Source organism: Arthrobacter sp. R4 (genome assembly GCF_051365025.1).
Taxonomy (GTDB): Bacteria; Actinomycetota; Actinomycetes; order Actinomycetales; family Micrococcaceae; genus Arthrobacter.
This window is the reverse complement of sequence record NZ_JBLWIJ010000015.1, coordinates 113,715-138,557: the sequence shown is the minus strand read 5'-3', so window position 1 is coordinate 138,557 and position 24,843 is coordinate 113,715. Positions and strand designations below refer to the sequence as shown.

General features: G+C 66.0%; 24 protein-coding genes and 2 riboswitches. Of the genes, 9 read left to right on the top strand and 15 right to left on the bottom strand.

What is annotated here, in order from left to right:
- Positions 1-2: 2 nt before the first annotated feature.
- Positions 3-761 (top strand): alpha/beta hydrolase, encoded by a 759-nt coding sequence (locus ACLKOZ_RS10685; protein WP_436474967.1) that lies wholly within the window; start codon positions 3-5, stop codon positions 759-761.
- Entirely contained in the window at positions 758-1,558 is an 801-nt protein-coding gene (locus ACLKOZ_RS10680) for a DUF1295 domain-containing protein (RefSeq protein WP_337352599.1), read from the top strand. Before ACLKOZ_RS10685 ends, ACLKOZ_RS10680 begins: the two co-directional genes overlap by 4 nt.
- 79 nt (positions 1,559-1,637) lie before the next feature.
- Here ACLKOZ_RS10680 and ACLKOZ_RS10675 read toward each other — a convergent pair whose 3' ends face one another.
- The 3 genes from ACLKOZ_RS10675 to ACLKOZ_RS10665 all read right to left on the bottom strand — a co-directional run bounded on the left by ACLKOZ_RS10675 (position 1,638) and on the right by ACLKOZ_RS10665 (position 5,195).
- Positions 1,638-2,669: a GNAT family N-acetyltransferase gene (locus ACLKOZ_RS10675; RefSeq protein WP_337352600.1), complete on the bottom strand. Its 1,032-nt coding sequence runs from the start codon at positions 2,667-2,669 to the stop codon at positions 1,638-1,640.
- A 2-nt stretch (positions 2,670-2,671) separates the two neighbouring features.
- The gene (locus tag ACLKOZ_RS10670; RefSeq protein WP_337347534.1) at positions 2,672-4,057 is read right to left on the bottom strand and encodes a glycine--tRNA ligase; all 1,386 of its coding nucleotides are present in this window, start codon (positions 4,055-4,057) and stop codon (positions 2,672-2,674) included.
- 148 nt (positions 4,058-4,205) lie between these two features.
- Positions 4,206-5,195, bottom strand: coding sequence for a DMT family transporter (locus ACLKOZ_RS10665; protein ID WP_436474965.1), 990 nt, complete (start codon positions 5,193-5,195; stop codon positions 4,206-4,208).
- A 33-nt stretch (positions 5,196-5,228) separates the two neighbouring features.
- On the opposite strand from ACLKOZ_RS10665, the gene ACLKOZ_RS10660 reads away from it, so the two are divergent.
- The gene (locus ACLKOZ_RS10660) at positions 5,229-5,462 is read left to right on the top strand and encodes an RNA-binding S4 domain-containing protein (protein WP_337347532.1); all 234 of its coding nucleotides are present in this window, start codon (positions 5,229-5,231) and stop codon (positions 5,460-5,462) included.
- A 75-nt stretch (positions 5,463-5,537) separates the two neighbouring features.
- Here ACLKOZ_RS10660 and ACLKOZ_RS10655 read toward each other — a convergent pair whose 3' ends face one another.
- Positions 5,538-6,188 carry an alpha/beta hydrolase gene (locus ACLKOZ_RS10655; RefSeq protein WP_436474963.1) on the bottom strand — a complete coding sequence of 217 codons (651 nt, stop codon included), beginning with the start codon at positions 6,186-6,188 and terminating at the stop codon, positions 5,538-5,540.
- A gap of 95 nt (positions 6,189-6,283) precedes the next feature.
- Here ACLKOZ_RS10655 and ACLKOZ_RS10650 point away from each other — a divergent pair, with 95 nt between their 5' ends.
- Genes ACLKOZ_RS10650 through ACLKOZ_RS10640 form a run of 3 tightly spaced genes read left to right on the top strand, consistent with a single transcriptional unit; the run spans position 6,284 to position 8,893 of the window.
- On the top strand, positions 6,284-7,135 hold the full coding sequence (locus ACLKOZ_RS10650) for an SGNH/GDSL hydrolase family protein (RefSeq protein WP_436475157.1): 852 nt from the start codon (positions 6,284-6,286) through the stop codon (positions 7,133-7,135).
- A 44-nt stretch (positions 7,136-7,179) separates the two neighbouring features.
- The gene (locus ACLKOZ_RS10645) at positions 7,180-8,385 is read left to right on the top strand and encodes a winged helix DNA-binding domain-containing protein (protein ID WP_436474961.1); all 1,206 of its coding nucleotides are present in this window, start codon (positions 7,180-7,182) and stop codon (positions 8,383-8,385) included.
- Positions 8,386-8,398: 13 nt separating this feature from the next.
- Positions 8,399-8,893 carry a hypothetical protein gene (locus tag ACLKOZ_RS10640; RefSeq protein ID WP_337347529.1) on the top strand — a complete coding sequence of 165 codons (495 nt, stop codon included), beginning with the start codon at positions 8,399-8,401 and terminating at the stop codon, positions 8,891-8,893.
- A gap of 52 nt (positions 8,894-8,945) precedes the next feature.
- Here the strand turns inward: ACLKOZ_RS10640 and metX are convergent, their stop codons facing one another.
- Both metX and ACLKOZ_RS10630 read right to left on the bottom strand, forming a co-directional pair.
- Entirely contained in the window at positions 8,946-10,061 is a 1,116-nt protein-coding gene (gene metX, locus ACLKOZ_RS10635) for a homoserine O-acetyltransferase MetX (RefSeq protein WP_436474958.1), read from the bottom strand.
- Between the two features lie 12 nt (positions 10,062-10,073).
- Positions 10,074-10,189, bottom strand: a riboswitch (SAM riboswitch).
- A 122-nt stretch (positions 10,190-10,311) separates the two neighbouring features.
- Positions 10,312-11,631, bottom strand: coding sequence for a bifunctional o-acetylhomoserine/o-acetylserine sulfhydrylase (locus tag ACLKOZ_RS10630; RefSeq protein ID WP_436474956.1), 1,320 nt, complete (start codon positions 11,629-11,631; stop codon positions 10,312-10,314).
- Between the two features lie 43 nt (positions 11,632-11,674).
- Positions 11,675-11,790: riboswitch (SAM riboswitch) on the bottom strand.
- A 172-nt stretch (positions 11,791-11,962) separates the two neighbouring features.
- Here ACLKOZ_RS10630 and ACLKOZ_RS10625 point away from each other — a divergent pair.
- Positions 11,963-12,601, top strand: a complete 639-nt coding sequence (locus ACLKOZ_RS10625) for a VOC family protein (RefSeq protein WP_337347526.1) — start codon at positions 11,963-11,965, stop codon at positions 12,599-12,601.
- Between the two features lie 151 nt (positions 12,602-12,752).
- On the opposite strand, the gene ACLKOZ_RS10620 is transcribed toward ACLKOZ_RS10625, so the two are convergent.
- Complete coding sequence (locus ACLKOZ_RS10620; protein ID WP_436474954.1) at positions 12,753-13,529, bottom strand: CPBP family intramembrane glutamic endopeptidase; 777 nt, start codon at positions 13,527-13,529, stop codon at positions 12,753-12,755.
- 85 nt (positions 13,530-13,614) lie between these two features.
- Here ACLKOZ_RS10620 and ACLKOZ_RS10615 point away from each other — a divergent pair, with 85 nt between their 5' ends.
- Positions 13,615-14,295, top strand: coding sequence for a histidine phosphatase family protein (locus ACLKOZ_RS10615; RefSeq protein ID WP_337347524.1), 681 nt, complete (start codon positions 13,615-13,617; stop codon positions 14,293-14,295).
- A 12-nt stretch (positions 14,296-14,307) separates the two neighbouring features.
- Here ACLKOZ_RS10615 and ACLKOZ_RS10610 read toward each other — a convergent pair whose 3' ends face one another.
- From ACLKOZ_RS10610 to tdh, 5 genes are all read right to left on the bottom strand, one after another.
- On the bottom strand, positions 14,308-15,096 hold the full coding sequence (locus ACLKOZ_RS10610; protein ID WP_337352608.1) for a DeoR/GlpR family DNA-binding transcription regulator: 789 nt from the start codon (positions 15,094-15,096) through the stop codon (positions 14,308-14,310).
- A gap of 95 nt (positions 15,097-15,191) precedes the next feature.
- A complete protein-coding gene (hutI, locus tag ACLKOZ_RS10605; RefSeq protein ID WP_436474951.1) occupies positions 15,192-16,403 on the bottom strand; it encodes an imidazolonepropionase in 1,212 nt (403 codons plus the stop codon).
- Between the two features lie 11 nt (positions 16,404-16,414).
- The gene (locus ACLKOZ_RS10600) at positions 16,415-17,527 is read right to left on the bottom strand and encodes an NAD(P)/FAD-dependent oxidoreductase (RefSeq protein WP_436474949.1); all 1,113 of its coding nucleotides are present in this window, start codon (positions 17,525-17,527) and stop codon (positions 16,415-16,417) included.
- 65 nt (positions 17,528-17,592) lie between these two features.
- Positions 17,593-18,789, bottom strand: a complete 1,197-nt coding sequence (locus ACLKOZ_RS10595; protein ID WP_436474947.1) for a glycine C-acetyltransferase — start codon at positions 18,787-18,789, stop codon at positions 17,593-17,595.
- Between the two features lie 8 nt (positions 18,790-18,797).
- Positions 18,798-19,844, bottom strand: coding sequence for an L-threonine 3-dehydrogenase (gene tdh / locus ACLKOZ_RS10590; protein WP_436474945.1), 1,047 nt, complete (start codon positions 19,842-19,844; stop codon positions 18,798-18,800).
- A 134-nt stretch (positions 19,845-19,978) separates the two neighbouring features.
- Between tdh and ACLKOZ_RS10585 the strand changes: the two genes are divergently transcribed.
- Positions 19,979-20,899 (top strand): LysR family transcriptional regulator, encoded by a 921-nt coding sequence (locus ACLKOZ_RS10585; RefSeq protein WP_337347518.1) that lies wholly within the window; start codon positions 19,979-19,981, stop codon positions 20,897-20,899.
- A gap of 44 nt (positions 20,900-20,943) precedes the next feature.
- Here ACLKOZ_RS10585 and ACLKOZ_RS10580 read toward each other — a convergent pair whose 3' ends face one another.
- From ACLKOZ_RS10580 to gatA, 3 genes are all read right to left on the bottom strand, one after another.
- Positions 20,944-21,546, bottom strand: coding sequence for a hypothetical protein (locus ACLKOZ_RS10580; RefSeq protein ID WP_436474943.1), 603 nt, complete (start codon positions 21,544-21,546; stop codon positions 20,944-20,946).
- A 198-nt stretch (positions 21,547-21,744) separates the two neighbouring features.
- Complete coding sequence (gene gatB, locus ACLKOZ_RS10575; protein ID WP_436474942.1) at positions 21,745-23,253, bottom strand: Asp-tRNA(Asn)/Glu-tRNA(Gln) amidotransferase subunit GatB; 1,509 nt, start codon at positions 23,251-23,253, stop codon at positions 21,745-21,747.
- Positions 23,253-24,842: an Asp-tRNA(Asn)/Glu-tRNA(Gln) amidotransferase subunit GatA gene (gatA, locus tag ACLKOZ_RS10570; RefSeq protein WP_337347515.1), complete on the bottom strand. Its 1,590-nt coding sequence runs from the start codon at positions 24,840-24,842 to the stop codon at positions 23,253-23,255. The genes gatB and gatA overlap by 1 nt, the downstream gene beginning before the upstream one ends.
- Between the last annotated feature and the right edge of the window lies 1 nt (position 24,843).

Here is a 24,843-nt window from a genome sequence, read left to right as displayed (position 1 = left end):
GCGTGACCAAGCGCAAGGCTGAGGGACATGGCTTGCTTCACTCCACCGGGGCCACAGGAGGGCCCTCCCGCCAGGCGGTCCTGAGCGTCCTGGAGCCTGCCGGGCCCGCCCTGGGCGTGGCACTGGTACTGCACGGCGGCAAGTCGCACAGTTTCGAACCTGTGGAGGCCCGTCACCTGAGTCCGGCGCGGATGGTTCCCTTTGCCAGGCACCTGCACCGGGCTGGCAAGGACCATGGCCTGGCCGTATGGTCGTTGCGAAACAGCACAAGGGGCTGGAACGGCCAGGACATGACGCCCCTGCAGGATGCCCGGTGGGCGCTGGAGCAGATCAGGCAGCAACACCCGGGCGTCCCGGTGTTCCTGCTGGGCCACTCCATGGGAGGGCTGACCGCCGTATCAGCGGCCGACGATCCCCAGGTGGCAGCCGTAGTTGCCCTCGCACCCTGGCTCAGCGGCGCGACGCCCTCCTCCCGGGTTGCAGGGAAAAAGGTATTGATCGTCCACGGGACCACCGACCGCTGGACCAGCCCCTCGGAGTCGCTTAAGTTTGCCCGCCGCGCAACCGGTGAGGCCGCGTCCATGCAGTACGTGACCCTCAGGGGGGCGGGGCACTTTATGTTCCGGCGGGTCCGCTTATGGCATGCCTTGGCGACAGGCTTCATCATGAAGGCCTTTGCCGAGGCAACCGGGGCGGGCCCCATTTCGTCGAGGACACTGGATGAACTGTTGCCCGCATCATCGGTACAGGTCACCTTGTGAGCCCTTTTCCGTGGCCGGAATTCGTGGCTTCGCTCCCCTGGACGGCCTTGGCCGTTGTCCTGGTCCTGGCCGTTACGTTCGCCGTGGCCGTCCGGCAGGACAGGCATTCCGTCATGGACGTCGCCTGGGGACCGGGTTTTGTGGCGGTTGCTGCAGTGTCCTGGTTTCTCTCCGCCAGCTCCGGCGATGACCTGAGGCGGCTGCTCCTGCTGGTCCTGACGGCCATCTGGGGACTCCGCCTGGGCACGCACATCGGCTGGCGCGCACGCGACGGCCACGAAGACCCCAGGTACAAGGCGATGCTGGACGCGGCGCCGCATTCGCGCAACGTCTATGCGCTCCGACGTGTCTACCTGCCCCAGGGCGTGGTCATGTTCTTTGTCTCCCTCACCCTCCAGGTGGGAATGTTCTCCACAGGCCCTGCGGGGTGGCTGGCAGCGCTGGGAGTCATGTTCTGGCTGACCGGCTTCGTTTTCGAGACGGTGGGCGACTGGCAGCTGGCGCAGTTCAAGAACGACCCGTCCCGCCGGGGGACCGTGCTGGACTCGGGCCTCTGGCGCTACACGCGGCACCCCAACTACTTCGGTGACGCCGCGGTCTGGACTGGCCTGTTCCTCATTGTTGCCGAGTCCTGGCCGGGCGCACTGACGCTGCTCTCACCAGCCCTGATGGTGTGGACGCTGGCGGGCAAGACGGGCAAGCCCCTGACCGAGAAGGCCATGTCCGGCCGTCCGGGCTACCGCGAGTACGTCGAGTCCACCAGCGGGTTCATCCCCTGGCCGCCGAAGCGACGGTGACGCCCCCAAGTAGGTAGCAGCAGGTGTCGTTTTGAGGGCTCATAACGACATCTGCTGCTACCTAGTTGGGAAGGGCGGGTCAGTCCGAGACGATCAGCGTTTCCGCACCGGCCTGCCGCGCCTTGCCGCTGTCCAGCAAAGGCTCGACGGCGGCACGCAGGGCCGTCATGGAGTCGTCCAGTTCCAGCATGACCGGGTGCTGGTACGCGATGAGTGAGAGCAGGTCGCGGACCGCTTCAGCGGCGTCGGCGGCGTCAAGGGCCGGATCATGCCCAACAAAGACGTCCGTGGCCGCCGAACCAGGTGCGGAACCTTCCTGGGCCAGCGGGTCCTGTGCAGCCTCGGCATAGCTCACTGCAAAGGCGCGGATCCTGCCTTTCTTGCTGGGCGCAACCCCAGAGCCAAAGGCGGACTCCGGCTCGGCCCGCAGCACGATCGCACCGTGGGCGCCGGTGAGGTCGTCAAGGAAAAGCTTCTGCACCTGCCCCATGGACAGCACGCCCGGTGAATCCCAGTCGTGGATGGACGTGTAGTACCGCCCCACCACATCGGTCAGCTCGACGGACCCGGTAGCGAGATCCATGACAACGTCGGAGCCGGCGTTTTCGTCGTTGGCGGGCCGGCCGCCGTCGTCCTTGGCCGGAAAAACCGGCAGCTTCAGGGCGCCGGGTTCCACTACCACCAGCCGGGAACGCTGGATGGGCGACAGTCCGAAGGCTTCGGCGAACGCGGCCCCGGGGCTGCCGGGCTGGACCTTCGCGCGGAGCTTGGTAACGCCCGACGGCGCGTGTTCGGCTTCGCGGCGGAGCATGGTCAGGAGCGTGGCACCGATGCCTGACCGGCGGTGGTCCCGCGCCACTTCGATGTAAGCCCACAGGCGTTCAGGATGCAGCGAAGCCTCGTAAACCACGCCTGCCGCCACCGGAATGCCGACGCCGTCAATGACGTCCTCGGCCACGATGGTCCGGCGCCAGGGAGTCCCATCCGTACCTGCTGAGGAAACCGTCAGGGCGCCGCGGAACTGGCCGGCCTGGAAGGTTTCCGGATCGCCCCAGATTTCCAGGAGCGCGAGGTCATCGCCCTCCCGCCACTCGCGGTATTCGATGGCCATGCTCAGGCGCCGATCAGGCGGGCGGCCAGGTAGCCTTCCACCTTGTCCAGGGACACGCGTTCCTGCGTCATGGTGTCCCGCTCGCGGATGGTCACGGCGTGGTCGTCCAGTGTGTCGAAGTCCACGGTGATGCAGAACGGGGTGCCGATCTCGTCCTGGCGGCGGTACCGGCGGCCGATCGCGCCGGCGTCGTCGAAGTCGATGTTCCAGTTCTTGCGCAGCTGCGTGCCAAGGTCCTTGGCCTTCGGCGACAGGTCCTCATTGCGGCTCAGCGGCAGCACGGCTGCCTTGACCGGGGCAAGGCGCGGATCCAGCTTCAGGACGGTGCGGACGTCGACGCCGCCCTTGGCATTGGGTGCCTCGTCTTCGGTGTAGGCGTCGATCAGGAACGCCATGAACGAGCGGGTGAGGCCGGCGGCGGGCTCGATCACGTAGGGCGTGTAGCGCTCGTTGGTGGCCTGGTTGAAGTAGCTCAGGTCCGTGCCGGAGGCCTTGGCATGGGTGGAGAGGTCAAAGTCCGTACGGTTGGCGATGCCCTCGAGCTCGCCCCATTCCGAGCCCTGGAAGCCAAAGCGGTATTCGATGTCCGTGGTGCCCTTGGAATAGTGGCTGAGCTTCTCCAGCGGGTGCTCGAAGAACCGCAGGTTGTCCTCACGGATGCCCAGGCCGGTATACCAGGACATACGCTCCTTCATCCAGTACTGGTGCCATTCCTCGTCCGTGCCGGGCTCTACGAAGAATTCCATTTCCATCTGCTCGAATTCACGGGTGCGGAAAATGAAGTTTCCGGGCGTGATCTCGTTGCGGAAGGACTTGCCGATCTGGCCGATGCCGAACGGTGGCTTCTTGCGCGAGGTGGTGAGGACGTTGTTGAAATTCACGAAGATGCCCTGCGCGGTTTCCGGGCGCAGGTAGTGCAGGCCTTCGTCGCTGGCGACGGGGCCCAGGAAGGTTTTGAGGAGGCCGGAGAATTCCTGCGGTTCGGTCCATTCGCCGCGGGTGCCGCAGTTGGCGCAGGCGATGTCCTTCAGGCCGTTTTCGGCCGGGCGGCCCTTCTTTTCCTCGTATTCTTCCTCGAGGTGGTCCGCGCGGTAGCGCTTGTGGCAGGACAGGCACTCCACCAGCGGATCGGAGAAGACGTCAACGTGGCCGGAGGCTTCCCAGACCTGGCGGGGAAGGATGACGGACGAGTCCAGGCCAACTACGTCCTCACGGCCGCGGACCATGGACTGCCACCACTGGCGCTTGATGTTTTCCTTCAACTCGGCACCAAGGGGCCCGTAGTCCCAGGCAGAACGTGAACCACCGTAGATCTCACCGGCCTGGAACACGAAGCCCCTCCGTTTGGAGAGGGAAATGACCTGATCGAGAACGGATTTTGGTGCCATGGTGGAACTCCAATTTCTACAGGGCCGCTGGGTGCGGTCCGCGGGTTATCTGGCCCCCGGGATCACCGTGGGCGAAACACCTCTGGTGGCCGGGCGGGGCGGGCGAAGGAAACATTGCAGAAAGCTGCGTGTCCTAGCCTACCGGCCGCTACCTCCGGAAGGCGCCCCGGGGCCAGGGCAGTGTGGCCAAGACGATGGCGGCCAACGTGAGGATGGTGCCCAGCACGGTGGCGGGCGCCACGATGGTACCCGGAGCTGGGACCAGGAGGTCAAGGCCAAGGGAACCCAGCAGTTGCCCGGCGATCATGCCAAGCCCGGTGACCAGGACCCCGAGGCTGCGGACCAGAAGAGCACCGAGTCCGATGAACACGCAGCCCATGGGTCCGCCGACGTAGTACCACCACTCCCCCGGCAGCGGGCTTCCCGGCCCTGCCAGCGCAACCTTGATTCCCCAGGCGGTCCACAGCACCACAGTGCCTGCCACGAAGTTGACCAGCGTCGCGGCGATGGGCGTGCCGTAGTGGACAGTGGCGGTTCCGTTCATGGCCTGCTGGAAGCTCATCAGGAAACCCGCCGCCACGGGGAGCAGGAGCGGCAGCAGCAAGGCGGCGGGGCCGCCGTCGGACGCTGTACCGGACCCGGACCCCGCTGCGAACCGCGGGGACACAGCCCAAGCCACAGCGGCGATGGTCAGGACGCAACCGATGATCCGGATGCCGGTCACCGGCTTCTTGCCGGCAGGGCCGATGCCCAGACGGTCCACCAGCAGGCCGCTCAGGGTCTGGCCGGTCACGGTGGCCACAGTGAACAGGGCAACGCCCAGGAGCCCGACCGTGAAGGACTGGGCGAAGACGAACAGTGCCCCGATCCCTCCGGCCAGGACATAAACGGGAGGAAAGGCGCGGCTGCGGACGGCGGGAACGATCCTCGCCAGGCCAGCGCGCCCCTTAGGCAGGACCAGCGAAATCAGCACCATCAGGACCAGGCCTGTGCTGAAACTCACCACGGACGCGGCGATCCCGTCATTGAGCCTGGCACCGAGGGCGCCGTTGATCCTTCCCTGGACCGGGATGGCCAGGCCTGCTCCGACTGCCATCGGAAGGCCTGCCAGCAACGGCAGCCGGGGGGTGTGGGTCATTGAATTCACCTTACGTCAGGCATCATTGCTTGTATGAGCAACCCGGATATTGAAGAGATCCCCATCCGCGACAGCATGATCCGCCTCGGCCAGCTCCTGAAGCTTGCCAGCCTCGTGGAGGACGGCGTGGAGGCAGCCGAGCTGATCAAGAACGGTCTCGTCAAAGTCAACGGGGATATAGATGACCGCCGCGGGCGCCAGCTGCACAACGGCGACACCGTCACCGTCAACGGTCAGACCGTGAAGGTCGTCGCGCCGCAGGCCTGATATTCCCGACGGCGTGCGGCGGGCCGGACACTGCGGCCGCCCGCCGCCGTCGTCAGCTTTCTGGCTCAGTAATCCTTACTTCTTCAGGACCTCGTGCGTCAGGAACTCTGACACGTGCCCGATCTCCTGCTGGTTGATGCCGTGCCACATGCCCGTGTACAGCACCTTGGTGAGCTTCACGTGCTTGCGGACCCAGCCCATGGTGAAGTCGATCTTGTCCGGGGTGATCACAGGGTCCTGCTGGTCTCGGCCCCAGAACATGGGGATGCTGCCATCCAGTTCGGAGTCGCGGAACGTGGGATCATCGCCCGCGTCAATCGCAAAGCCGGAAAGGCCGACGACGGCTGCGAAGTCAGTGGGGCGCTGCCGCAGCAGCGTGGTAGCCATGGCCATGCCCATGGAGAAGCCGAGCAGCGTCACCGAGGGATGGCCAACCTTGATGGCATCAATCCATTCCAGTAGGTAGCCGGAGGCCCTCTTCACGGCGTCCAGGGAGTAGTCGATCGACGCCGTCAGCGGGAACCAGGTAAAGCCCGGCCCCATGGCCATCGGAGCACGCACCGAAGCCACCGCAAAGTCAGCCGGCAGCATGTCTGCAAGGCTGAGGAGATCCTGCTCGTTGGCGCCGTACCCGTGCAGCAGCACCAGCAACGGCTTTCCGTCGCGCTGGTCCTCGGGCTGGGACCACAAAACAACAGGGGCAGGAAATACTTCGGCTTCAGTCATGGTTTCCATTCTTACAGTTACCCGACGGTAACAACCTACGTTGGCGTAGCTTGAGAACGAACAGGCAGGATAGGACCGTGAGTGAAGCCAAAGCCATGCAGAACCCGCCTTCCGCTGTGGAATCCCATCCCTGGACCCGCTATGTGGCCATGGGCGACTCCTTTACGGAGGGGATCGGCGACCCCGAACCGTCCCGCCCCGGCGGCTACCGGGGCTGGGCTGACCGCGTGGCGGAAGAACTGGGCCGCGGCCAGCAGGATTTCGCCTACGCCAACCTCGCCGTGCGGGGCAGGCTCCTCCAGCAGATCGTGGACCAGCAGCTGGCACCGTGCCTTGCCCTGAAGCCTGACCTCGTGACGCTGTCAGCCGGCGGGAACGACCTCATCCGGCCCGGCGGCGACCCCGACGCCCTCGCGGAGAAGCTCGATTCGGTAGTGCAGATCCTCGGCATGGGCGGAGCCACGGTGGTGCTCTTCAACGGCCCGGACACCGGGTCGTCAGTCCTGGGCCGGGTCCGCAGCAAGGTGGCCATCTATAACGAGAACCTGCGGACCGTCGCGGCCCGGCATGACGCCATCATCGCCGACATGTGGTCCCTGCGGCAGCTCAGCGACCCGCAGATGTGGGACGAGGACCGGCTGCACTTCTCTCCCCTGGGACACCACACCATCGCGGCCATGGTCCTGGACGCACTCAACGTCAGCCACACACTGGAGCCGCTGCAGCCCAAGCCGCTGCCGCCCCGCACCTGGCGTGAGGCCCGCACCGGGGACCTTGTGTGGGCACGCGAATACTTTGTGCCGTGGGTAGTGCGGAGGCTCCGTCACCGTTCTTCCGGCGATGGGATCACCGCTAAGCGCCCGACGCCGGGACCCGTGTTCGGTCCGGGCGTCCCCTTGGGATCCGGTGAAGGTCCGCTCGGTTCCACCGACGCGGGCCGGCACTAGCGGCGGAACGGCCCGGGGCCGGCAGGGTGCAACGGGGGATGGCCATGGAACCGGATACGGTGGTGCGGCTGCGTCTCCAGTCCCAGATGCTCCGGGGACCGGCTGCGGAATCTCCCGAGGCTGCCCTGCGCAAGCTGCTGGCCGTGCAGGCACAGGAATTTCCGTACGCCCGCTGGAGCCTGGCGCAGCGCGCCTCGCAGCACACTTTCGGGGACCTGGACCATTCCACCGATGGAGGGCCAGCCGCAACGGCCGCGGACGTCGAGGAGGCCGTGGCAGCCGGCCGGATCCTGCGCACGCATATCCTCCGGCCCACCTGGCATTTTGTCCACCGGGACGATCTGCGGTGGCTGCTGGCACTGTCCGCGCCCCGGCTCCACCAGGGCAATGCCGGCATGTACCGCCGCACCGGCATCGACGCCGCCGTGGCCGCCCGCAGCGGGGAGGTGCTGGCCAGGGCCGTCGCCGGCGGAAACCACAAGACCCGGGAACAGCTCGCGGCCACTCTTCAGTCTGCCGGCTACGCGGGAAAAGGACTGGAACTCGCCTACCTGATCATGCACGCCGAAATCAGCGGCGTGCTGGTGAGTGGTTCGCCGGTGCGGAGCCGGGGCGGTGCTCTGAAGCAGACCTACGCCCACTTTGATGAGCGGGTCCCAGCGGGACCAGAGAGGGCTCCCACCCGGGAAGACGCGCTGGCCGAACTCGCCGTGCGGTATTTCACGAGCCGCGGCCCCGCGACGGTCAAAGATTGCGCCGACTGGTCGGGGCTCACGATGGCCGATGTCCGGCAGGGCGTGCTTCTTGCCCTGGACCGGGATCCCGGGGCCCTCGGCACAACGGCGATTGACGGCGTGGTGTTCTATCACAATGCCGGGCCTGGCGGCTCCGGTGACGAGACCGGCAGCCAGCCCAGCGGACCTCGGATCGACCTTATCCAGTGCTACGACGAATATGTGATGGGCTATTCCGCAACAAGGCACTACCTGGGCGGCTCCGCCCCGGCGCTTCCTGTCGACGGTGCGCTGATGCACGTGGTGCTGCTGGACGGTCGGATGGCGGGCTCCTGGCGGCACACACTGCTTTCGGGCCGCTGCGAACTGGATATCCGGCTGTTCGCCTCCACCGATCCGGCACCGGGCTCTGCGCTGGACGTTGCCATCGGCGACGCCGTGGACAGGTACGCGGCTTTCCTGGGCATCCCGACGGTCCGGGTGCCGTCCGGGGCTAAGCTGGAAGGACACACATGAGAGGCGTTACACCGTGAACAGCTTGTTCTTCTGGATCATCATTTTGTCGTTCCTGATTCCGATGGCGATGCGGATGTACCGGAAATCCGTCAACAAGCGGAACCAGGACCAGAGCTTTTCCGGCCGTTACCCCGACCAGTTTCCGGGCGGGGGCCAGTTCCCCGGGCCGCAGAGCCGCCAGCCGCGGGACGGCTACACGCAGCAGGATTACATGAGCGGCGGATTCCGCCAGATCAACGGCCCGCAGCCCCTGCCGCCCAGCCAGCCGCTGCCGCCCATGATGCCAGTGCCGCCCGCAGACCAGCAGTTCCCGCCCTACGGCCAGCCTGTGCCGGGCCAGGCAGCGGAGGCACCGCAAAAGCCTGCCGCCCCTGCAACTCCCCCGCCGCCGTCGGCCCCCCAGGGCTACCGGGCCCGCAAACTCGCGGAACTGGACCAGCAGTACAGCAACGGCGAGATGGCCGTGGACGAATACATGAAGCGGCGCTCCGAAATCATGGACGGCTGACCAGCCGGCTTCCTAGGCTTCCGGAACGTTCGTGGCGCCGTGAGGTGCCCGGTCAGACCAGGAAATTCTTCCGGAGTTGGCTGCCCAGCTGGCCGATCTCGGTCAGGAAGCCGTCATGGCCAATGGGCGCTTCGATAACGTGGACATCCACGGCTCCCGGAAGCGCGGCGGCGAGCTCCTGCGACTGCGACGGGAAGTAAAGACGGTCCGAGTCCACCGCGGCAACAAAGAACTTTGCGGAGGCCCTCGCCAGGGTTTCGCTGAGGGTTCCCCTCCCCCGGCAGACGTCGTGGCTCATGAGGGCCTCGGTGATGGCGATGTAGCTGTTGGCATCAAAGCGGCGGACAAGCTTGCTGCCCTGGTGGTCAAGGTAACTCTCCACCTGGTAGCGCCCACGGTCCCCCAGCGCGGCTGCCCGCAGCGGCGTTTCGGGAGTCTGGGCCGTCCGCCCGAACCGCCCATCGAACTCCTGGGCTGATCGATAGGTGATGTGGGCGATCCGCCGCGCCAGGGCCAGCCCGTCCTCCGGGAAAGGCCCTCCATAGTAGTCGCCGCCGTTGAAGTTGGCGTCCTGGCGGATGGCGAGCGTCTGGGCCTGCGCAAAGGCGATCTGCTCGGCGGTGCTGGCGGCACCGATCGAGATCACGGCGCAACGCTCCACCCGTTCGGGGTAAATGAGCGCCCACTCCAAGGCACGGGCACCGCCCATGGAACCGCCCAGCACCGCGTACCAGCTCCGGATGCCCAGCTGGTCCGCCAACCGGGCCTCGGCTGCGGTGCTGTCACGGAGGGTCACCAGCGGAAAGCGGGAACCCCAGGGCCGGCCGTCGGGAGCAGGCGAGGACGGCCCTGTGGAACCGTAGCAGCCGCCAACAATGTTGATGGACACCACAAAGAACCTGTCCGTGTCCACCGGCGCGCCCGGACCGGCAAGTTGCTCCCACCAGCCCGGCTCGTCGCTGTCACCGCGTGTCACGTGCGTGCTGCCGGTCAGGGCGTGCTCAATGAGGACGGCGTTGGAGCCGTCCTCATTGAGCGTTCCCCACGTTTCATAGGCGAGCGTGACCTCGGGCAGGTATCCGCCCGCTTCTAGTTCAAGGCCGCCGATGCTGGCGTAACGGACCACGCCGTTTTCGGGTACTGCGGTACGGGAGACGGTAATCGTCATGTGGAGACCTTTTCTACGCGCTTGCCCGCCGTCGAATGACCGGCAGGCCAGGTCTTCACCCGGGGCACCCCGCCGCGAAAGGAGGGTTGCCGGCCAGCAAGCCGGGGCTGTCGCTGGCACTCATGACCTTCTCCGAGTGTACGAAACCAGCCCCGGATCTGGCTAAGAGTGTGACTGGTTTGTGACTCCACAATGCCTCTCCTGCCGGGCGCCGGACTCCCGGGGCCGGGAATCCGGCGCTGAAACCGCCTTAGAGAGCCGCCTTGGCCGCCCGGAAACCTGCCTCCAGGTCCGCCAGGATGTCATCGATGTGTTCGATGCCCACGGAGAGGCGGACCAGACCCGGCGTAACGCCCGCAACTGCCTGCTGCTCCGGGGAGAGCTGGCTATGGGTGGTGGACGCAGGGTGGATGACCAGTGACCTGACGTCGCCGATGTTCGCCACATGGCTGTGGAGCTCCAAGGCGTCCACAAACCGCTTGCCCGCCTCGGCCCCGCCGGCCAGGTTGAAGGCCACCACGGCTCCTGTGCCCTTGGGGCCGTACTTGCGTCCGCGCTCGTACCAGGGGCTCGAAGGCAGCCCCGCGTACGCGACCGACTCGACGTCGTCACGGGCTTCCAGCCACTGCGCCACCGCAACAGCGTTCTCAACGTGCCGCTCCACCCGCAAGCTCAGCGTCTCCAGGCCCTGGGCGATGAGGAACGCGTTGAAGGGCGATACTGCGGAGCCAAGGTCTCGGAGGAGCTGGACGCGGGCTTTGAGGATGTAGGACAGATTGGCGCCCAAGGCGCCGCCGGCGCCAAGGTCACGGGCATAGACCAGGCCGTTGTAGGTGGGATCCGGGGTGTTGAAACCAGGGAACCTCTCCGGGTCTTGACCGAAGTCGAAGTTGCCGGAGTCCACGATCACCCCCGCGATCGCCGATCCGTGTCCGCCAAGGTATTTGGTGGCCGAGTGGACCACAATATCGGCGCCCCACTCCAGCGGGCGTATGAGGTACGGCGTGGAGAGCGTATTGTCCACCACCAACGGAACGCCGGCCTCGTGGGCGGTCCGGGACACCCCTTCGATATCGAGGACATCCTGGCGCGGGTTGGACACGACCTCGGCAAAGAACAGTTTGGTGTTCGGGCGGACGGCCTCGCGCCACTGGTCCAGGTTATCCGGGTCCTCCACGAACGTCACCGAGATGCCGAACTTCTTCAGCGTGTACCCCAGCAGGTTGTACGTGCCGCCATAAAGGCTGGGGCTTGCCACCACATGGTCCCCGGCTTCGGCGATATTGAGGATGGCGAAGGTTTCGGCCGCCTGCCCCGAGCTCAACAGGAGGGCAGCCAACCCGCCTTCCAGGCTGGCGATCCGTTGCTCCACGGCGTCCTGGGTGGGGTTGCCGATCCGCGTATAGATCGGGGCCAATTCTGCGAGCGCGAAGCGGTTGGCGGCGCTTTCGGCACTCGGGAAGACGAACGACGTCGTCTGGTAGATCGGGAGGGCACGCGCCCCTGTGGCGCTGTCCGGCTCCTGGCCGGCGTGGATCTGGCGGGTTTCAAAAGACCATCCGTCGGACATTCAAGGCTCCTTTGACATGGGCCCGGCATGCTGGGAGCACCACGGGCCGCGCTTGCCGCCCGGCCGTTGCCGGGCAGCCAGGTCCTCACCCGGGGCACCCCACCGCGGATGGAGGGTTGCCGGCCAGCGAGCCGGGGCTTGGCGCTGGCGCTCATGACCTGCGTTCAGTGTAGGAACCGTTCGACGGCGCGCAACAGCATTGTGACGAACATGGTCACCCGGCGCTCTTCCCGGGGGTGATGGAAAGCCCGATGTCCACTCGTGACGCACTCCAAAGTTGGTAAGGTTACCCTTAGCTGAGAGCCCGATCACAAAGTGCCAAGATGAGGGCATGCGCATGGATCACGTCTCTTACGCCTGTGAACACGATGGCCTGGCTGCCACCACCGAACGTATTTCGTCCGCCCTCGGCGTTGAAGCCGTAAAGGGTGGAGTGCACCCCCGTTTCGGAACCCGGAACATGATCATCCCTCTCGCGGGGCACAAATATCTGGAAGTAGTCGAGGTGCTTGACCACCCGGCATCGGACAAGGCACCGTTCGGACAGGCAGTCCGGGCACGCTCCGCTGCCGGCGGCGGCTGGATGGGGTGGTGCGTCGAAGTTGACGACCTCGCCCCCTTCGAAGCACGCCTCGGCCGGTCCGCGGTCAACGGAAACCGCAAGTTTCCCGACGGCCGCGAACTGGTCTGGAAGCAGATCGGCATCCTGGGCCTGATCGCGGACCCGCAGGTCCCGTACATGCTCAAGTGGGAAGGCGATCCCGCCCTCCACCCGTCCAACGCCTACGACAGCAATGTCAAGATGTCCTGCCTGACCATCGCCGGTTCCGCTGCACGGGTGACCGAATGGCTGGGCGAACCGGTGGAGAAGCCGCTTGAGGACGTCGCCGTGGACTGGGTAGCTCCGCACGGGACCCCCGGCATCCTGTCCGTCACGTTCGAGACCGCCTCCGGAGCAGTCACCATCTGATTGCTTTCTTCCGCCGGGCCAGCACGGCCCGCCGGGCAACCATGCCCGGCAACATACTTCGGCCGCCATCAGCGGGTGCCAACGATGCCACCCACCGATGGCGGCCGAATCCCTTTAACTTCCCCGGTTAACTTCCCCGGCCTTAGTCTGGCTAACCGAGGCCGACGGCCTTCCCAAACAGGCTGAAGCCAACAAACGCCACGATGTCCAGCAGGGCGTGGGCAATGACCAGCGGCATAACGCGCCGGGTCCTGGTGTACAGCCAGGCGAAGACCACCCCCATCACAGCGTTCCCAATGAAGGGCCCGAAGCCCTGGTAGAGATGGTAGCTGCCGCGCAGCATGGAACTGGCGAAGATCGCCAGCGGAACGCTCCAGCCGAACGCGCCGAAGCGGTTCAGGAGGTACCCCACCACAATGACTTCCTCCACGACGGCATGCCGCAGGGCGGACAGGATCAGCACAGGCACCGTCCACCAGTACGAATCCAGTGCGCTGGGGATGATGGCGGTGGTGATGCCCAGGGCCCGGCCCGCAGCATATAGGCCCAGGGACGGAACGCCGATCAGCGCTGCGAGGCCCAGCCCCTGGAGCACGTCGCGACCAGGCCGGGCAAAGTCGAAGCCGAGCTTCCGGAACGCCGAGCCGCCCTGCGGGGCACCGGAGGTGGACTGCCGGTGGTCAGTGAGGAAATAGATGACCAGCAAGACCGGAACCAACGCGAAGACGATGTCCAGCAGCTGGTAGGTGAGGTCAAAGTATTCGCGGGTGCTCTGCGAGCGGTTAAGCGTGGAGGTACCTTCAGCCAGCGGTGCGCGCGTCATCTTATCCAGCAGCTGCACCACTGAGTAGACAGCGGACTGCCCCAGCGACAGGCCCAGGACGATCCATACTTCGAGCCGCAGCCGACGGCGGGAGGGAACCAGCATGTTCCCATCTTGCCTGCAGTTTCTGGTTCTTTCCTGATTTGGGCTTCCCGGGAGGGCGTGGGCACAGGACTTATGCTTGGGGCTTATGAGCGCGCCAGGGAAAATCATCATGATCCGGCATGGCCAGTCCATGGCCAACGCTGATACGTCCATTTACAACCGCGTGCCGGACTACCGGATCCCGCTGACTCCCCTGGGCCTGGAGCAGGCCACCGCGGCAGGCGAACGGATCCGCCGGGAACTTGATGGCCGCCAGGTCTGCGTCTATGTGTCGCCGTACCTGCGTGCCCATCAGACCCTGGAAGCACTCAACCTCGGCAACCTCACGGAACGGGTGATCGAAGAGCCGCGCCTCCGGGAACAGGACTGGGCCAACTTCCAGATCAGCGGAGACATCGAGGACCAGAAGGAACTGCGCAACGCCTACGGCCACTTCTTCTACCGCTTCCGCGAAGGCGAGTCCGGCTCCGACGTCTACGACCGGATCTCCTCCTTTATGGAAACCCTCTACCGCCACTGGTCCAAACCGGACTATGCGCCCAACACCCTGCTGGTGACCCATGGGCTGACGATGCGGCTGTTTTGCATGCGTTGGTTCCACTGGTCGGTGGAGTACTTCGAGTCCCTCAACAACCCGGACAACGCCGACGTGCGGACCCTGGTGCGGACTGACGCGGACAAGTACGAACTGGACATTCCGTTCAGCCAGTGGGTGGAACGCCGGGTGGACGAGACGGTCCTGGACGCCCCGCCCATGGTGTTCTAGCGCTATGGCGTCCTAATGCGGCGCCACGATCACTTCGGTTCCGTTGGCCTCGAATGCTGCCTTGTCCTCGGCAGAAATCCCGGCATCGGTGATGAGGCGGGTGAAGTCGTAGCCGTCCATAGTGGCGAAGGCACGTACACCCACCTTGGAGGAATCGGCCAGCACGTAGGACACGCGGGCCCGGCTGGCAAGGAGTGCATTCACCGATGCCTCCCCTTCCCCGGTGTTCGTGGGGCCAACTACCGGGTCGATGCCGTTGACTCCGATGAAGGCGATATCCAGGACCACCTTCTGCATGATGATGTCCGTGTACGGTCCCACGAGCTCGTAGGAGCGGGGATTCAGGATGCCGCCGGTCACCATGACCTTGATGTTGGGCCGGACGGCCAGCTGCGAGGCGATGTTGATCGCATTGGTGACGACGGTCAGCGTTGGCTGGTTGGCGGGGGCGTTGAGGTCCTCGCGGGTTGCCAGGATCTGCGCCAGGGCGGTGCTGGTGGTGCCGCCGCACAGGCCGATCACGGCCCCGGGCCTGATCAGTGCCGAGGCCGCCTGGGCAATTTGTTCCTTGGCTTCGGCGTGGTCGTCTCGGTTGTACCGCCCGGGAAGGTCGTAGGCGAGCGCTCCGGTGGTGGCGCCGCCCCGGGTGCGGGTCAGCAGCCGCCTCTTGGCCAGGCTGTCCAGGTCGCGGCGGGCCGTGGCGGGCGAAACAGCAAGCTGTGAGACGATCTCCTCAACCTCGACCTGGCCGGTCTTCGCGAGGATATCCAGGATGGCCGTCAGGCGGTCGGTACGGGTCATGGGGGCCTTTCAGCGTCAAACAGTCACTCGATTATGACGTTTCATGATTATATCAGACCAACAACGATCATAAAGCGTCAAAAACTGCCTGAGGCTCAGCGCACCCGTACACCCGCCCGCCACACAGCGTACGTGAGTGGCATGCCCGGGCGGTAGGCGAGATGGGTGGCGGAGGGTGCGTTGAGCATGTGCAGATCCGCCCGGTGTCCGACGGCGAGGGATCCCACCGCCCGTTCGCCGTCGGCGTCGTTCCCGGAGTCCCGGTGCAACGCCAGCGCACCGCCGTACGTCGCGGCCCGGACCGCCTCATGGACGCTGAGCCGCATCTGCAGCACCGCCGTCGCCACACAGAAGGCCATGGAACTGGTGTAGGAGGTGCCGGGGTTGCAGTTGGAGGCCAGGGCCAGCTGCACCCCGGCGTCCAGCATTGCCCGTGCCGGGGGCAGCGCCTGCCGGGTAGAAAGGTCGCAGGCGGGAAGGCACATGGCCACGGTCCCGCGCGCGCCAGTGCCCGTTGCGGGGTCCCAGCCGGCCCAACTCTCAGCCAGCGCGGCCACGTCTTCAGCCGACAGGTAATTGACGTGGTCCACGCTCGCCGCGCCCAGATCCACCGCCAGCTGCACCCCGGGGCCCTGGCCCAACTGGTTGCCGTGTACCCGGATCCCCAGCCCGGCATCCCGGCACGCCTCAAGTACGCGGCGGGACTGCTCGGCAGTGAAGGCCCCCTCCTCACAGAAGACGTCCGCCCAGCGGACATAAGGCCGGACGGCGTCCAGCATGGGCCCGCAGACGAGCTCCGTGTAGGCATCGGCGTCCGAGCCGGCGGGTACCAGGTGTGCGCCAAGGTAGGTGACTTCGTCGACCACTGTGGAGGCGATCCGGGCGCTCCGTGCTTCGTTTTCGGTGTCCAGCCCGTACCCGGTCTTCGTTTCGAGATACGTGGTGCCCAGGGAGACAGCCTCGGAAACCCGTGCCATCGCCAGCCTCGTGAGGTCGAAATCGGACGTATGCCGGGTGGCGTCGACGGTAACAGCGATGCCACCGGCCGAATAGGACTCCCCCGCCATCCTGGCTTCGAACTCCGCGGTGCGGTCCCCGGCGAAGACCAGGTGCGTATGGGAGTCGACCCAGCCGGGCAGCACCGCGCGGCCGCCGGCATCGACGGTGTCATCGGCGGCCGGGGCTGAGGCGGCGGCACCCAGCCACTCAATCCGTTCCCCTTCGACCACCATGGCGGCGTTTTTCAGGACCCGGTGTTCCAGGTCCTGGGTCATCAGCTCGGCGATATTGGTGATCAGGGTGCTCATGAGTCTATTCTTCAGCGCCGAATGGACCAGCGCGTGGCGGCCAGCGCCTCCGCTGTCCGGAATGCCGGACTGTTGTCGACGTCGGTCCCGGCGCCCTGCCCGGCGAGGATCTGGGCGGCCGCGAGCTCGGCCATGGCCGCCGAGGTCTGGAACCCGTAACCGCCCTGGCCGGCGAGCCAGTAGAACCCGCGGGCCTCCGCGTCGAAGCCGGCCACGGGCACGCCGTCGGCCGCTTCGGTCCGGAGCCCGGTCCAGGCATTGCGGATTTGGCCGATCCCGAGGGTGGTGACCTGGTTGAGCTTGGCGATCAGCCGCTCCACGTCGCCGGGCCGGGGCCGGGCGTCCTCCGGCCCGCTGGGGACAGTTTCCGAAGGCGAAACCAGCACGTCAGTCCCCTCTCGGCGGAAGTAGAACGTGTTGTCCGCTGCCGCCACCATGGGGCTGTGCTCAGGCAGGGGACGTTCGACGCCGACAATCGCCGCGGTGCGCCGGTACGGCTGCAACCCGAGCTTCTCCACTCCGCTGATGACGGCGAGTTCGTCGGCCCAGGCCCCTGCGGCGTTGACCATCACACCGGACTGGAAAGCCTCCTGCCCGGCACCGATCTCCCAGCCGGAGCCCAACCGTTGGGCGGAATGCACTCGGGCACCGGTAATAATGTCCGCGCCGGCGGCTTCCGCCCGCTCCCGGTGGTCAGCCAGCAGCAGGGGGGCGTCGCAGCCGAAGGATCCGGTATCCAGGCCCGCGGCGGAAAACGTGTCCGGCACCAGCGACGGACACAGCTCCAGTGCTTCGGCCACTGAAATGGGGCTCATGTGGCCGCTGGCCTCGGCACGGACAGCCTCCTCAGTGCCGATGAGCATAAAGCTGCGCGGCGACAGGACCGGCCGGGGCAGCTCCGCATCCCTTGCCGCGATAAGCTCCAGCGTGCGGGCCGTCAACTGCTGCACTACGGCCGGACCGTAGCTGGGGATCAGCTGCCGGGCTGAGCGGGAGGACGTGTGGTATGCCAGCTCCTGTTCCGCCTCCACCAACGCAACGCTGCAGCTGGCGGCGAGTGCCGACGCCAGGGACAGGCCCGCGATACCGCCGCCGACAATGAGGACATCGTAATGTGCTGCCATGGCTCCATCCTTGCAGAGTTGCCGTGCGGCCGCGCCGAGCCTGGCGTCGCTTCTAGCCCCGGGCCCTACCCCGCAACCGCGGCACGGCTGGCGACGAAGGCACCCACGCACGCTTCGACGTCGTCCGCCGAATGTGAGGCTGAGAGCTGCACCCGGATCCGGGCCGCGCCGCGCGGGACCACCGGGAAACTGAACGCAGTGACGTAGACGCCGTGCTGGAGCATCTGGTCCGCCACCTTGGCGGCCATCACGGCGTCCCCGAACATGACGGGAACAATCGCGTGTTCGCCATCCAGGAGTTCGAAGCCTTCCTCGGTCATCCGGGACCGGAAAAGCCGGGCGTTCTCGAACAGCCGGGTCCGCAGTTCGCCGGAATTCTCCACCAGGTCCAGGGCCTTGATGGTGGCTGCCACGATCGCGGGGGCCAGGGAGTTGGAGAACAGGTAGGGGCGCGCCTTCTGGCGGAGCATGGCCACCACTTCCCTGCGGCCGGAGACGTAGCCTCCGGACGCGCCACCCAGGGCCTTGCCGAACGTGCCGGTGTAGATATCAACGCGGTGGGACACACCGGCGTGTTCGGGAGTTCCGGCTCCGGTGGCACCCATAAAGCCGACAGCGTGGGAGTCGTCCACCATGACCAAGGCGTCGTGCTTCTCCGCGAGGTCGCAGATCGCCTCCAGCGGGGCGAGGTAGCCGTCCATGGAGAACACGCCGTCGGTCACGATGATCTTGCGCCGGGCATCTTTGGCTTCGAGGAGCTTGGCTTCGAGATCGGCCATGTCCTGGTTCGCATACCGGAAGCGCTGGGCCTTGCAGAGCCGGATGCCGTCGATGATGGAGGCATGGTTGAGGGCGTCGGAAATGATGGCGTCCTCCGGCCCGAAGAGGGATTCGAAGACCCCACCGTTGGCGTCAAAGCAGCTGGAGAACAGGATGGTGTCCTCGGTCCCGAGGAATCGGGAGACCCTGGCTTCGAGTTGCAGGTGCAGGTCCTGGGTGCCGCAGATGAAGCGGACGCTGGCCATGCCAAAGCCGCGGGTGTCCATGGCTTCCTTGGCTGCGGCGATGATTTCCGGGTGGTCTGCCAAGCCCAAGTAGTTGTTGGCGCAGAAATTGAGCACCGTGGTGCCGGGCTGGCCGATCTGCCCCGCGGTGACGTGGCTGGACTGCGGGGAGTTGATGCTCCGTTCGGTCTTGAAGAGCCCGGCGGTTCGGATGTCGTCCAGCTCTGCCTGGAGTTGGTCCTTGATGGCGGTGTACATGGTGCTCCTTAGAGTTCGGTCCAGTCGAGGACAACTTTGCCGCCGACGCCGGCGCGGGCAATGTCAAAGCCTTTTTCCCAGTCCCTGGCGGGAAGCCTGTCCGTCACGACGGCCGAGATGCCGGCGTGCAGCACCGGGTTGGATGACAGCATGGCACTCATGGCGTACCAGGTTTCATACATCTCCCGGCCGTAGATGCCCTTCAGGGTCAGCATGTGCGTGACCACCTTGCCCCAGTCGATGGTGATGTCCTGGCTGGGCAGGCCGAGCATGGCAATACGCCCGCCGTGGTTCATGTTGTCGATCATCTCAGGAAGCGCGGTGGGGTGGCCCGACATTTCCATGCCGATGTCAAAGCCTTCCCGCATGCCCAGTTCCCGCTGGGCATCGCGGACCCGGGTAGTGGAGACGTCGATGGCGAGGTCCACGCCGAGCCGGCGGGCCAGGTCCAGTCGGGGCTGGGACACATCGGTGATGGCGATCTTGCGCGCCCCTGCGTGGCGGGCCACGGCGATGGCCATGAGTCCGATGGGTCCGGCACCGGTGATCAGCACGTCCTCGCCCACCAGGGGGAAGCTGAGGGCGGTGTGCACGGCGTTGCCGAACGGATCGAAGATCGCGCCGAGCTCGGGGGTGATGGAGGGATCGTGATGGACCCAGACGTTGGTCTCGGGGATAACGACGAACTCGGCGAAGGCTCCGTCCCGCTGAACACCCACGCTGACGGTGTGGATGCACATCTGCCGCCGGCCGGCGCGGCAGTTGCGGCAGATCCCGCACACCACATGGCCTTCACCGGACACCCGGTCGCCCACCTTGACGTCGCGGACGTCCTTGCCGGTTTCCACTACTTCGCCATAGAACTCGTGGCCGGGAATGAGTGGCGCTTCGATAATGCCCTGGGCCCATGAGTCCCAGGACTGGATGTGCAGGTCTGTGCCGCAGATGCCGGTAGTCAGGACGCGGATCTTGACATCGTCAGGCCCCGCCTCGGGTTCCGGACGGTCAACCAGTTCGAACCCGGCGTGTGCGCCGGACTTGTAAAGGGCCTTCATTGGCTTCCTAACTGTTGGTTGTCGCCCGGGCAGCGGGCGGAGATCTCCCTTCATTAGAGCGATTCCAAAGCATTAGCACAAGCAGTATTTTCTCAATCGACGATGAAGCCTTGGCTTATGCGTAGACTGGCTGAATGGAAATTCACCAGCTGGAAATCCTTCGCGAGCTTGGAGCCCTGGGCAGCGTGAAAGCGGTGGCGGAGACGCTGATGGTCACACCCTCCGCCGTGTCCCAGCAACTGTCCCTGCTGCAAAGGAACGTCGAGGTGCCGCTGACGCGCAAGGAGGGCAGGAACCTGGTGCTCACGGAAGCCGGTCAGGTGCTCGCCGACGCCGGCGCCGCCGTCGTCAGTGCCATGGCGGATGCGCGCACTGCCATCGGCGCGTACCACGGCTCGCCGGTGGCGCCGGTGACGCTCTGCGGGTTCCACAGCGTGGGCCAGGCCTTGTTCGCCCCGCTCGCGCGGATGCTGGACGCGCCGGGCCAGCCGAGGATCCAGCTCTCCGACGAGGACGTGGCGCAGCACGATTTCCCGGCGTTGACCGCCCGCTACGACTTGGTGCTCGCCCACCGCATGGACCACAGCCCGCGCTGGCCGCAGGAGCGGGTCGCGGTGATCCCGCTGGCTCATGAACCGCTGGATGTTGCCCTGCCGGCGGACCACCGCCTGGCCGGCCAGGCCACGGTGACCGCGGCCGACGTCGTGGGCGAAGCCTGGGTGACCAGCCACACCGGTTACTCTCCCGCGGACGTGCTGTCCGCCGTCGCGGCCGTGTCCAGCAAGGAACTGAACATCGTGCACCGGATCAATGATTACTCCACCGTGGCGGCGCTGGTGGCCGCTGGCGGCGTGGTGGGACTGCTGCCGCGTCATACGGCCCGGCCTGTGCTCAATCCTGGTATTGTGCTGCGGCCGCTCGAGGGCATCAGCACCCGGCGGCGGATCGACATCCTGGCCCGCCCGGAGAACCTGAAGCGGCGTGCGGTGACGATGGTGTGCGAGGCGCTGCAGGCGATCATGACCGGACTGGTGGACCCTCCCCCAACTAAGTAGCAGCAGATGTCGTTATGAGGGCTCAAAACGACATCTGCTGCTACCTACTTTTCGAGCCCTTTCCCGTGGCCTTTGCGTGCTTCCTTGCCGAGGCCCTTGCCCATGCCTTTGCCCAGGCCAAGTCCCGGACCCGTTCCCGCGCCCTCGACGATCTTGTCCGCCGTGGCAGAGTCGCCGCTTTTCACACCGGAGACCCGGACCGACTCACCCGTGGCGATCTCCGCGATGGTTACCTCTGAGGGCTTAAGCCGCTTGCCGTCCTCCCCCGTGGCAGGAGATCCGTCCGCCGCTGGAGCGGGGAACTTGATGACCTTAGTCTCTGCGTTGACGGCGTAACTCTGTGTGAAGCCGTCTTCGCTCTTGACGGTGACTGACGTTTCGTTGACGGCCTCCACTGTGCCCTGCTGGCTCAGGTGGGTTTCAAACGTCCCGTCGGCCTTCTTCACTACGCTCTCGCTGTGCAAATGCTGGGGTCGCTCGGCCTTGTCCTGCTTCTTGTCCTGCTTGCCCGGGGCCGACTCCGACGGAGAAGGCGACGGCGAGTCAGTGGCGGACCAGGCGATCGCCACCCCGGTACCGGTCAGGCCCAGCGCCACCACGCCGGCCAGCAATGCCTTGCGGATTCTCAACGGTTCTCGGACCGACATGGCCATACCTCCACAGCACGGGCAGGGCCCCTGTGCCCTGGAACTTCAGTGTAGGACCGGGAACCGCCACTGAACACGAGTACTTTTAGGCCTGCAGGATGCGAGTACTACCTAGAAGCAAAACTGGGTCGCAGCAAGTGTCGTTATGAGCGTTCTAAACGACATTTGCTGCGACCCAGTTGGGTTAAATCAGGCGAGTCAGCCCTCGACGCCAAGCTTCTGCAGGATCAGTTCCTTCACGCGGCCTGCATCTGCCTGCCCGCGGGTGGCCTTCATGACACCGCCCACGATCGCACCGATGGCCTGGAGCTTGCCTGCGCGGATCTTGTCCGCGACGTCGGGCTGCGCGGCGAGGGCGGCATCGATGGCTTCAAGCAGGGGGCCGTCGTCGGAAACGACGGCCAGGCCGCGTTTCTCGACGATTTCCGCCGGGCTGCCTTCACCAGCGAGCACGCCGTCAAGGACCTCGGTGGCCATCTTATTGTTGATCTTGCCGTCTTCCACCAGTTTGTTCAGTTCAACAATGGTGGCGGGCTGGACGCCCAGCTGGCCGGGATCGACGTCCGCGTTCTTGGCGCGGCCCACGATCTCGCCCATCCACCACTTGCGGGCCACGGAGGCCGAGGCGCCGGCCGCAATGGTTTCCTCGATTTCGTCCATGACACCGGCGTTGACGACGTCCCGGAATTCCAGGTCCGAGTAGCCCCAGTCGGCCTGCAGCCGCTTGCGCCGGGCCGCGGGCGGCTCGGGCAGGGTGGCACGCAGTTCCTCAACCCACTCACGCGAGGGAACAACCGGAACCAGGTCCGGCTCCGGGAAGTAGCGGTAGTCGTCGGCGTCGGACTTGGCCCGGCCCGACGTCGTGGTGCGCGTGTCCTCGTGCCAGTGACGGGTCTCCTGGATAACCGGCTCGCCGGACTCGAGGACGGCAGCGTGCCGCCTGATTTCGTAGTGCACAGCGTGCTCGACGGCGCGCAGCGAGTTCACGTTCTTGGTTTCGGAGCGGATGCCGAAGCGTTCGCGGCCGTGCGGGCGGAGCGAAACGTTGGCGTCGCAGCGGACGTTGCCGCGTTCCATCTTCGCGTCGGACACACCAAGGTTCTTGACGATCTCACGGACCGCAGCCACGTAGGCCTTGGCCAGCTCGGGGGCCCGTGAACCGGCACCTTCGATGGGCTTGGTGACGATCTCGACGAGCGGCACGCCAGCGCGGTTGTAGTCCACCAGCGAGAAGTCGGCACCCTGGATGCGGCCGGTGGCTCCACCCATGTGGGTCAGCTTTCCGGCGTCCTCCTCCATGTGGGCGCGCTCGATCTCCACGCGGAACACGGTGCCATCCGAGAGCTCGATGTCCAGGTAGCCGTCGTACGCGATGGGTTCGTCGTACTGGGATGTCTGGAAGTTCTTCGGAGTATCCGGGTAGAAGTAGTTCTTCCGGGCGAACCGGCAGGACTCAGCGATCTTGCAGTTGAGCGCAAGGCCGATCTTGATAGAGGACTCGATCGCGGTCTTGTTCACCACCGGCAGCACGCCGGGCATGCCAAGGTCCACCTCGTTGACGTTGGTGTTCGGCTCGTCGCCGAAGACGTTGGGCGCCGAAGAGAACATCTTGGTCCTGGTGTTGAGCTCAACGTGGACCTCAAAGCCCAGGACGGGATCGTACTTCTCCATGGCCTCTTCGAAGCTCAGGGTAGCGTCAGTGCTCATTATTTTGCCTCCTTGGCGTCGACAAGGGTGGGGACCGGTCCGGCCAACGTGGACTCAGCCAGGTCCGGGGCCTGGGCGAGGAGCGGTCCGCCCCACTTCGCCTCCAGGAGGGATTCCAAAACCGCACCCACCCGGTAGAGGCGGGCATCCTGGCGGGCCGGGGCCAGCAACTGGATGCCGACCGGCAGGCCGTCCTCGTCAGCCAGGCCGCCCGGAAGGGACAGTCCGGGGACGCCGGCCAGGTTGGCAGGGATGGTGGCGACGTCGTTGAGGTACATCGCCAGGGGGTCATCGAGCTTCTCCCCCAGCTTGAAGGCCGTGGTGGGGGCCGTGGGCGAGATCAGGACGTCGGCCACCGTGAACGCGGCGTCGAAGTCGCGCTGGACCAGCGTGCGCACCTTCTGGGCCGAGCCGTAGTAGGCGTCGTAATAGCCTGCGCTCAGGGCATACGTGCCAAGGATGATGCGGCGCTTGACCTCGTCGCCGAAGCCGGCGGCGCGGGTGGCCCCCATGACGCGTTCGATGGTCATGGGCCCGTCCTCGGGGAGGACGCGCAGGCCATAACGGACGCCGTCGAACTTTGCCAGGTTGGAGGAGGCCTCCGACGGCATGATCAGGTAGTAGGCGCCGAGGGCGTACTGGAAGTTGGGGCAGGAAACCTCAACGATTTCCGCGCCGGCCTGCTTGAGCAGTTCCAGCGAATCGTTGAAGCGGTTCTCGACGCCGGCCTGGTAGCCCTCGCCGTGGAGTTCCTTGATGATGCCGATCCGCATGCCGTCCACGTTGCCCAGCCGGGCGGCAGCCACGAGGTCCTCCAGGGGGTCGGGCAGGGAGGTGGAGTCGAAGGGGTCGTGCCCGCCGATGACCTGGTGCAGGAGCGCCGAGTCCAGCACTGTCCGCGAAACCGGGCCTATCTGGTCCAGCGAGGAGGCCATGGCGATGGCGCCGTAGCGGGACACGCTGCCGTATGTGGGCTTGACGCCCACGGTGCCGGTGACGGCGCCGGGCTGGCGGATGGAGCCGCCGGTGTCGGTACCGAGGGCCAAGGGTGCTTCAAAGGCGGCGACGGCGGCTGCCGAACCGCCGCCGGACCCGCCTGGGATCCGGTCCAGGTCCCAGGGGTTCCTGGTGGGCCCGTACGCGGAGTGCTCCGTGGAGGAGCCCATGGCGAATTCGTCCAGGTTGGTCTTACCCAGGATGGGCATTTTAGCCTCGCGCAGCCGCTTGACCACCGTGGCGTCATACGGGCTGTGCCAGCCCTCAAGGATCTTCGAACCGGCCGTGGTGGGCTGGCCGATAGTGACAATGAGGTCCTTGACCGCGATCGGCACGCCGGCGAGCTCGTGCAGCGCCTCGGCCGCGGCGCCGCCGGCGGCGCGGATGGCGTCAACTTCGGCGGCAACGGCAAGCGCCTCTTCCGTGTTGACGTGGAGGAAGGCGTTCACGCCGCGTTCGCCGCCGTCGACCTCTGCGATCCGGTCCAGGTGGGCCTGCACTACCTCGACGGAGGTGATTTCGCGGGCGGCGAGCTTCTCGGCAAGCTGCGCTGCGGAGAGGCGGATGAGCTGGTTGGTGTTGGTTTCAGTCATT

Bases quoted from the DNA above. Each gene is read 5' to 3' on its own strand.
- ACLKOZ_RS10675 (WP_337352600.1), bottom strand. From the start codon at position 2,669: ATGGCCATCGAATACCGCGAGTGGCGGGAGGGCGATGACCTCGCGCTC.
- ACLKOZ_RS10670 (WP_337347534.1), bottom strand. From the start codon at position 4,057: ATGGCACCAAAATCCGTTCTCGATCAGGTCATTTCCCTCTCCAAACGG.
- ACLKOZ_RS10665 (WP_436474965.1), bottom strand. From the start codon at position 5,195: ATGACCCACACCCCCCGGCTGCCGTTGCTGGCAGGCCTTCCGATGGCA.
- ACLKOZ_RS10660 (WP_337347532.1), top strand. From the start codon at position 5,229: ATGAGCAACCCGGATATTGAAGAGATCCCCATCCGCGACAGCATGATC.
- ACLKOZ_RS10655 (WP_436474963.1), bottom strand. From the start codon at position 6,188: ATGACTGAAGCCGAAGTATTTCCTGCCCCTGTTGTTTTGTGGTCCCAG.
- ACLKOZ_RS10650 (WP_436475157.1), top strand. From the start codon at position 6,284: ATGCAGAACCCGCCTTCCGCTGTGGAATCCCATCCCTGGACCCGCTAT.
- ACLKOZ_RS10645 (WP_436474961.1), top strand. From the start codon at position 7,180: ATGGAACCGGATACGGTGGTGCGGCTGCGTCTCCAGTCCCAGATGCTC.
- metX (WP_436474958.1), bottom strand. From the start codon at position 10,061: ATGACGATTACCGTCTCCCGTACCGCAGTACCCGAAAACGGCGTGGTC.
- ACLKOZ_RS10630 (WP_436474956.1), bottom strand. From the start codon at position 11,631: ATGTCCGACGGATGGTCTTTTGAAACCCGCCAGATCCACGCCGGCCAG.
- ACLKOZ_RS10625 (WP_337347526.1), top strand. From the start codon at position 11,963: ATGCGCATGGATCACGTCTCTTACGCCTGTGAACACGATGGCCTGGCT.
- ACLKOZ_RS10620 (WP_436474954.1), bottom strand. From the start codon at position 13,529: ATGCTGGTTCCCTCCCGCCGTCGGCTGCGGCTCGAAGTATGGATCGTC.
- ACLKOZ_RS10615 (WP_337347524.1), top strand. From the start codon at position 13,615: ATGAGCGCGCCAGGGAAAATCATCATGATCCGGCATGGCCAGTCCATG.
- ACLKOZ_RS10610 (WP_337352608.1), bottom strand. From the start codon at position 15,096: ATGACCCGTACCGACCGCCTGACGGCCATCCTGGATATCCTCGCGAAG.
- hutI (WP_436474951.1), bottom strand. From the start codon at position 16,403: ATGAGCACCCTGATCACCAATATCGCCGAGCTGATGACCCAGGACCTG.
- ACLKOZ_RS10600 (WP_436474949.1), bottom strand. From the start codon at position 17,527: ATGGCAGCACATTACGATGTCCTCATTGTCGGCGGCGGTATCGCGGGC.
- ACLKOZ_RS10595 (WP_436474947.1), bottom strand. From the start codon at position 18,789: ATGTACACCGCCATCAAGGACCAACTCCAGGCAGAGCTGGACGACATC.
- tdh (WP_436474945.1), bottom strand. From the start codon at position 19,844: ATGAAGGCCCTTTACAAGTCCGGCGCACACGCCGGGTTCGAACTGGTT.
- ACLKOZ_RS10585 (WP_337347518.1), top strand. From the start codon at position 19,979: ATGGAAATTCACCAGCTGGAAATCCTTCGCGAGCTTGGAGCCCTGGGC.
- ACLKOZ_RS10580 (WP_436474943.1), bottom strand. From the start codon at position 21,546: ATGTCGGTCCGAGAACCGTTGAGAATCCGCAAGGCATTGCTGGCCGGC.
- gatB (WP_436474942.1), bottom strand. From the start codon at position 23,253: ATGAGCACTGACGCTACCCTGAGCTTCGAAGAGGCCATGGAGAAGTAC.
- gatA (WP_337347515.1), bottom strand. From the start codon at position 24,842: ATGACTGAAACCAACACCAACCAGCTCATCCGCCTCTCCGCAGCGCAG.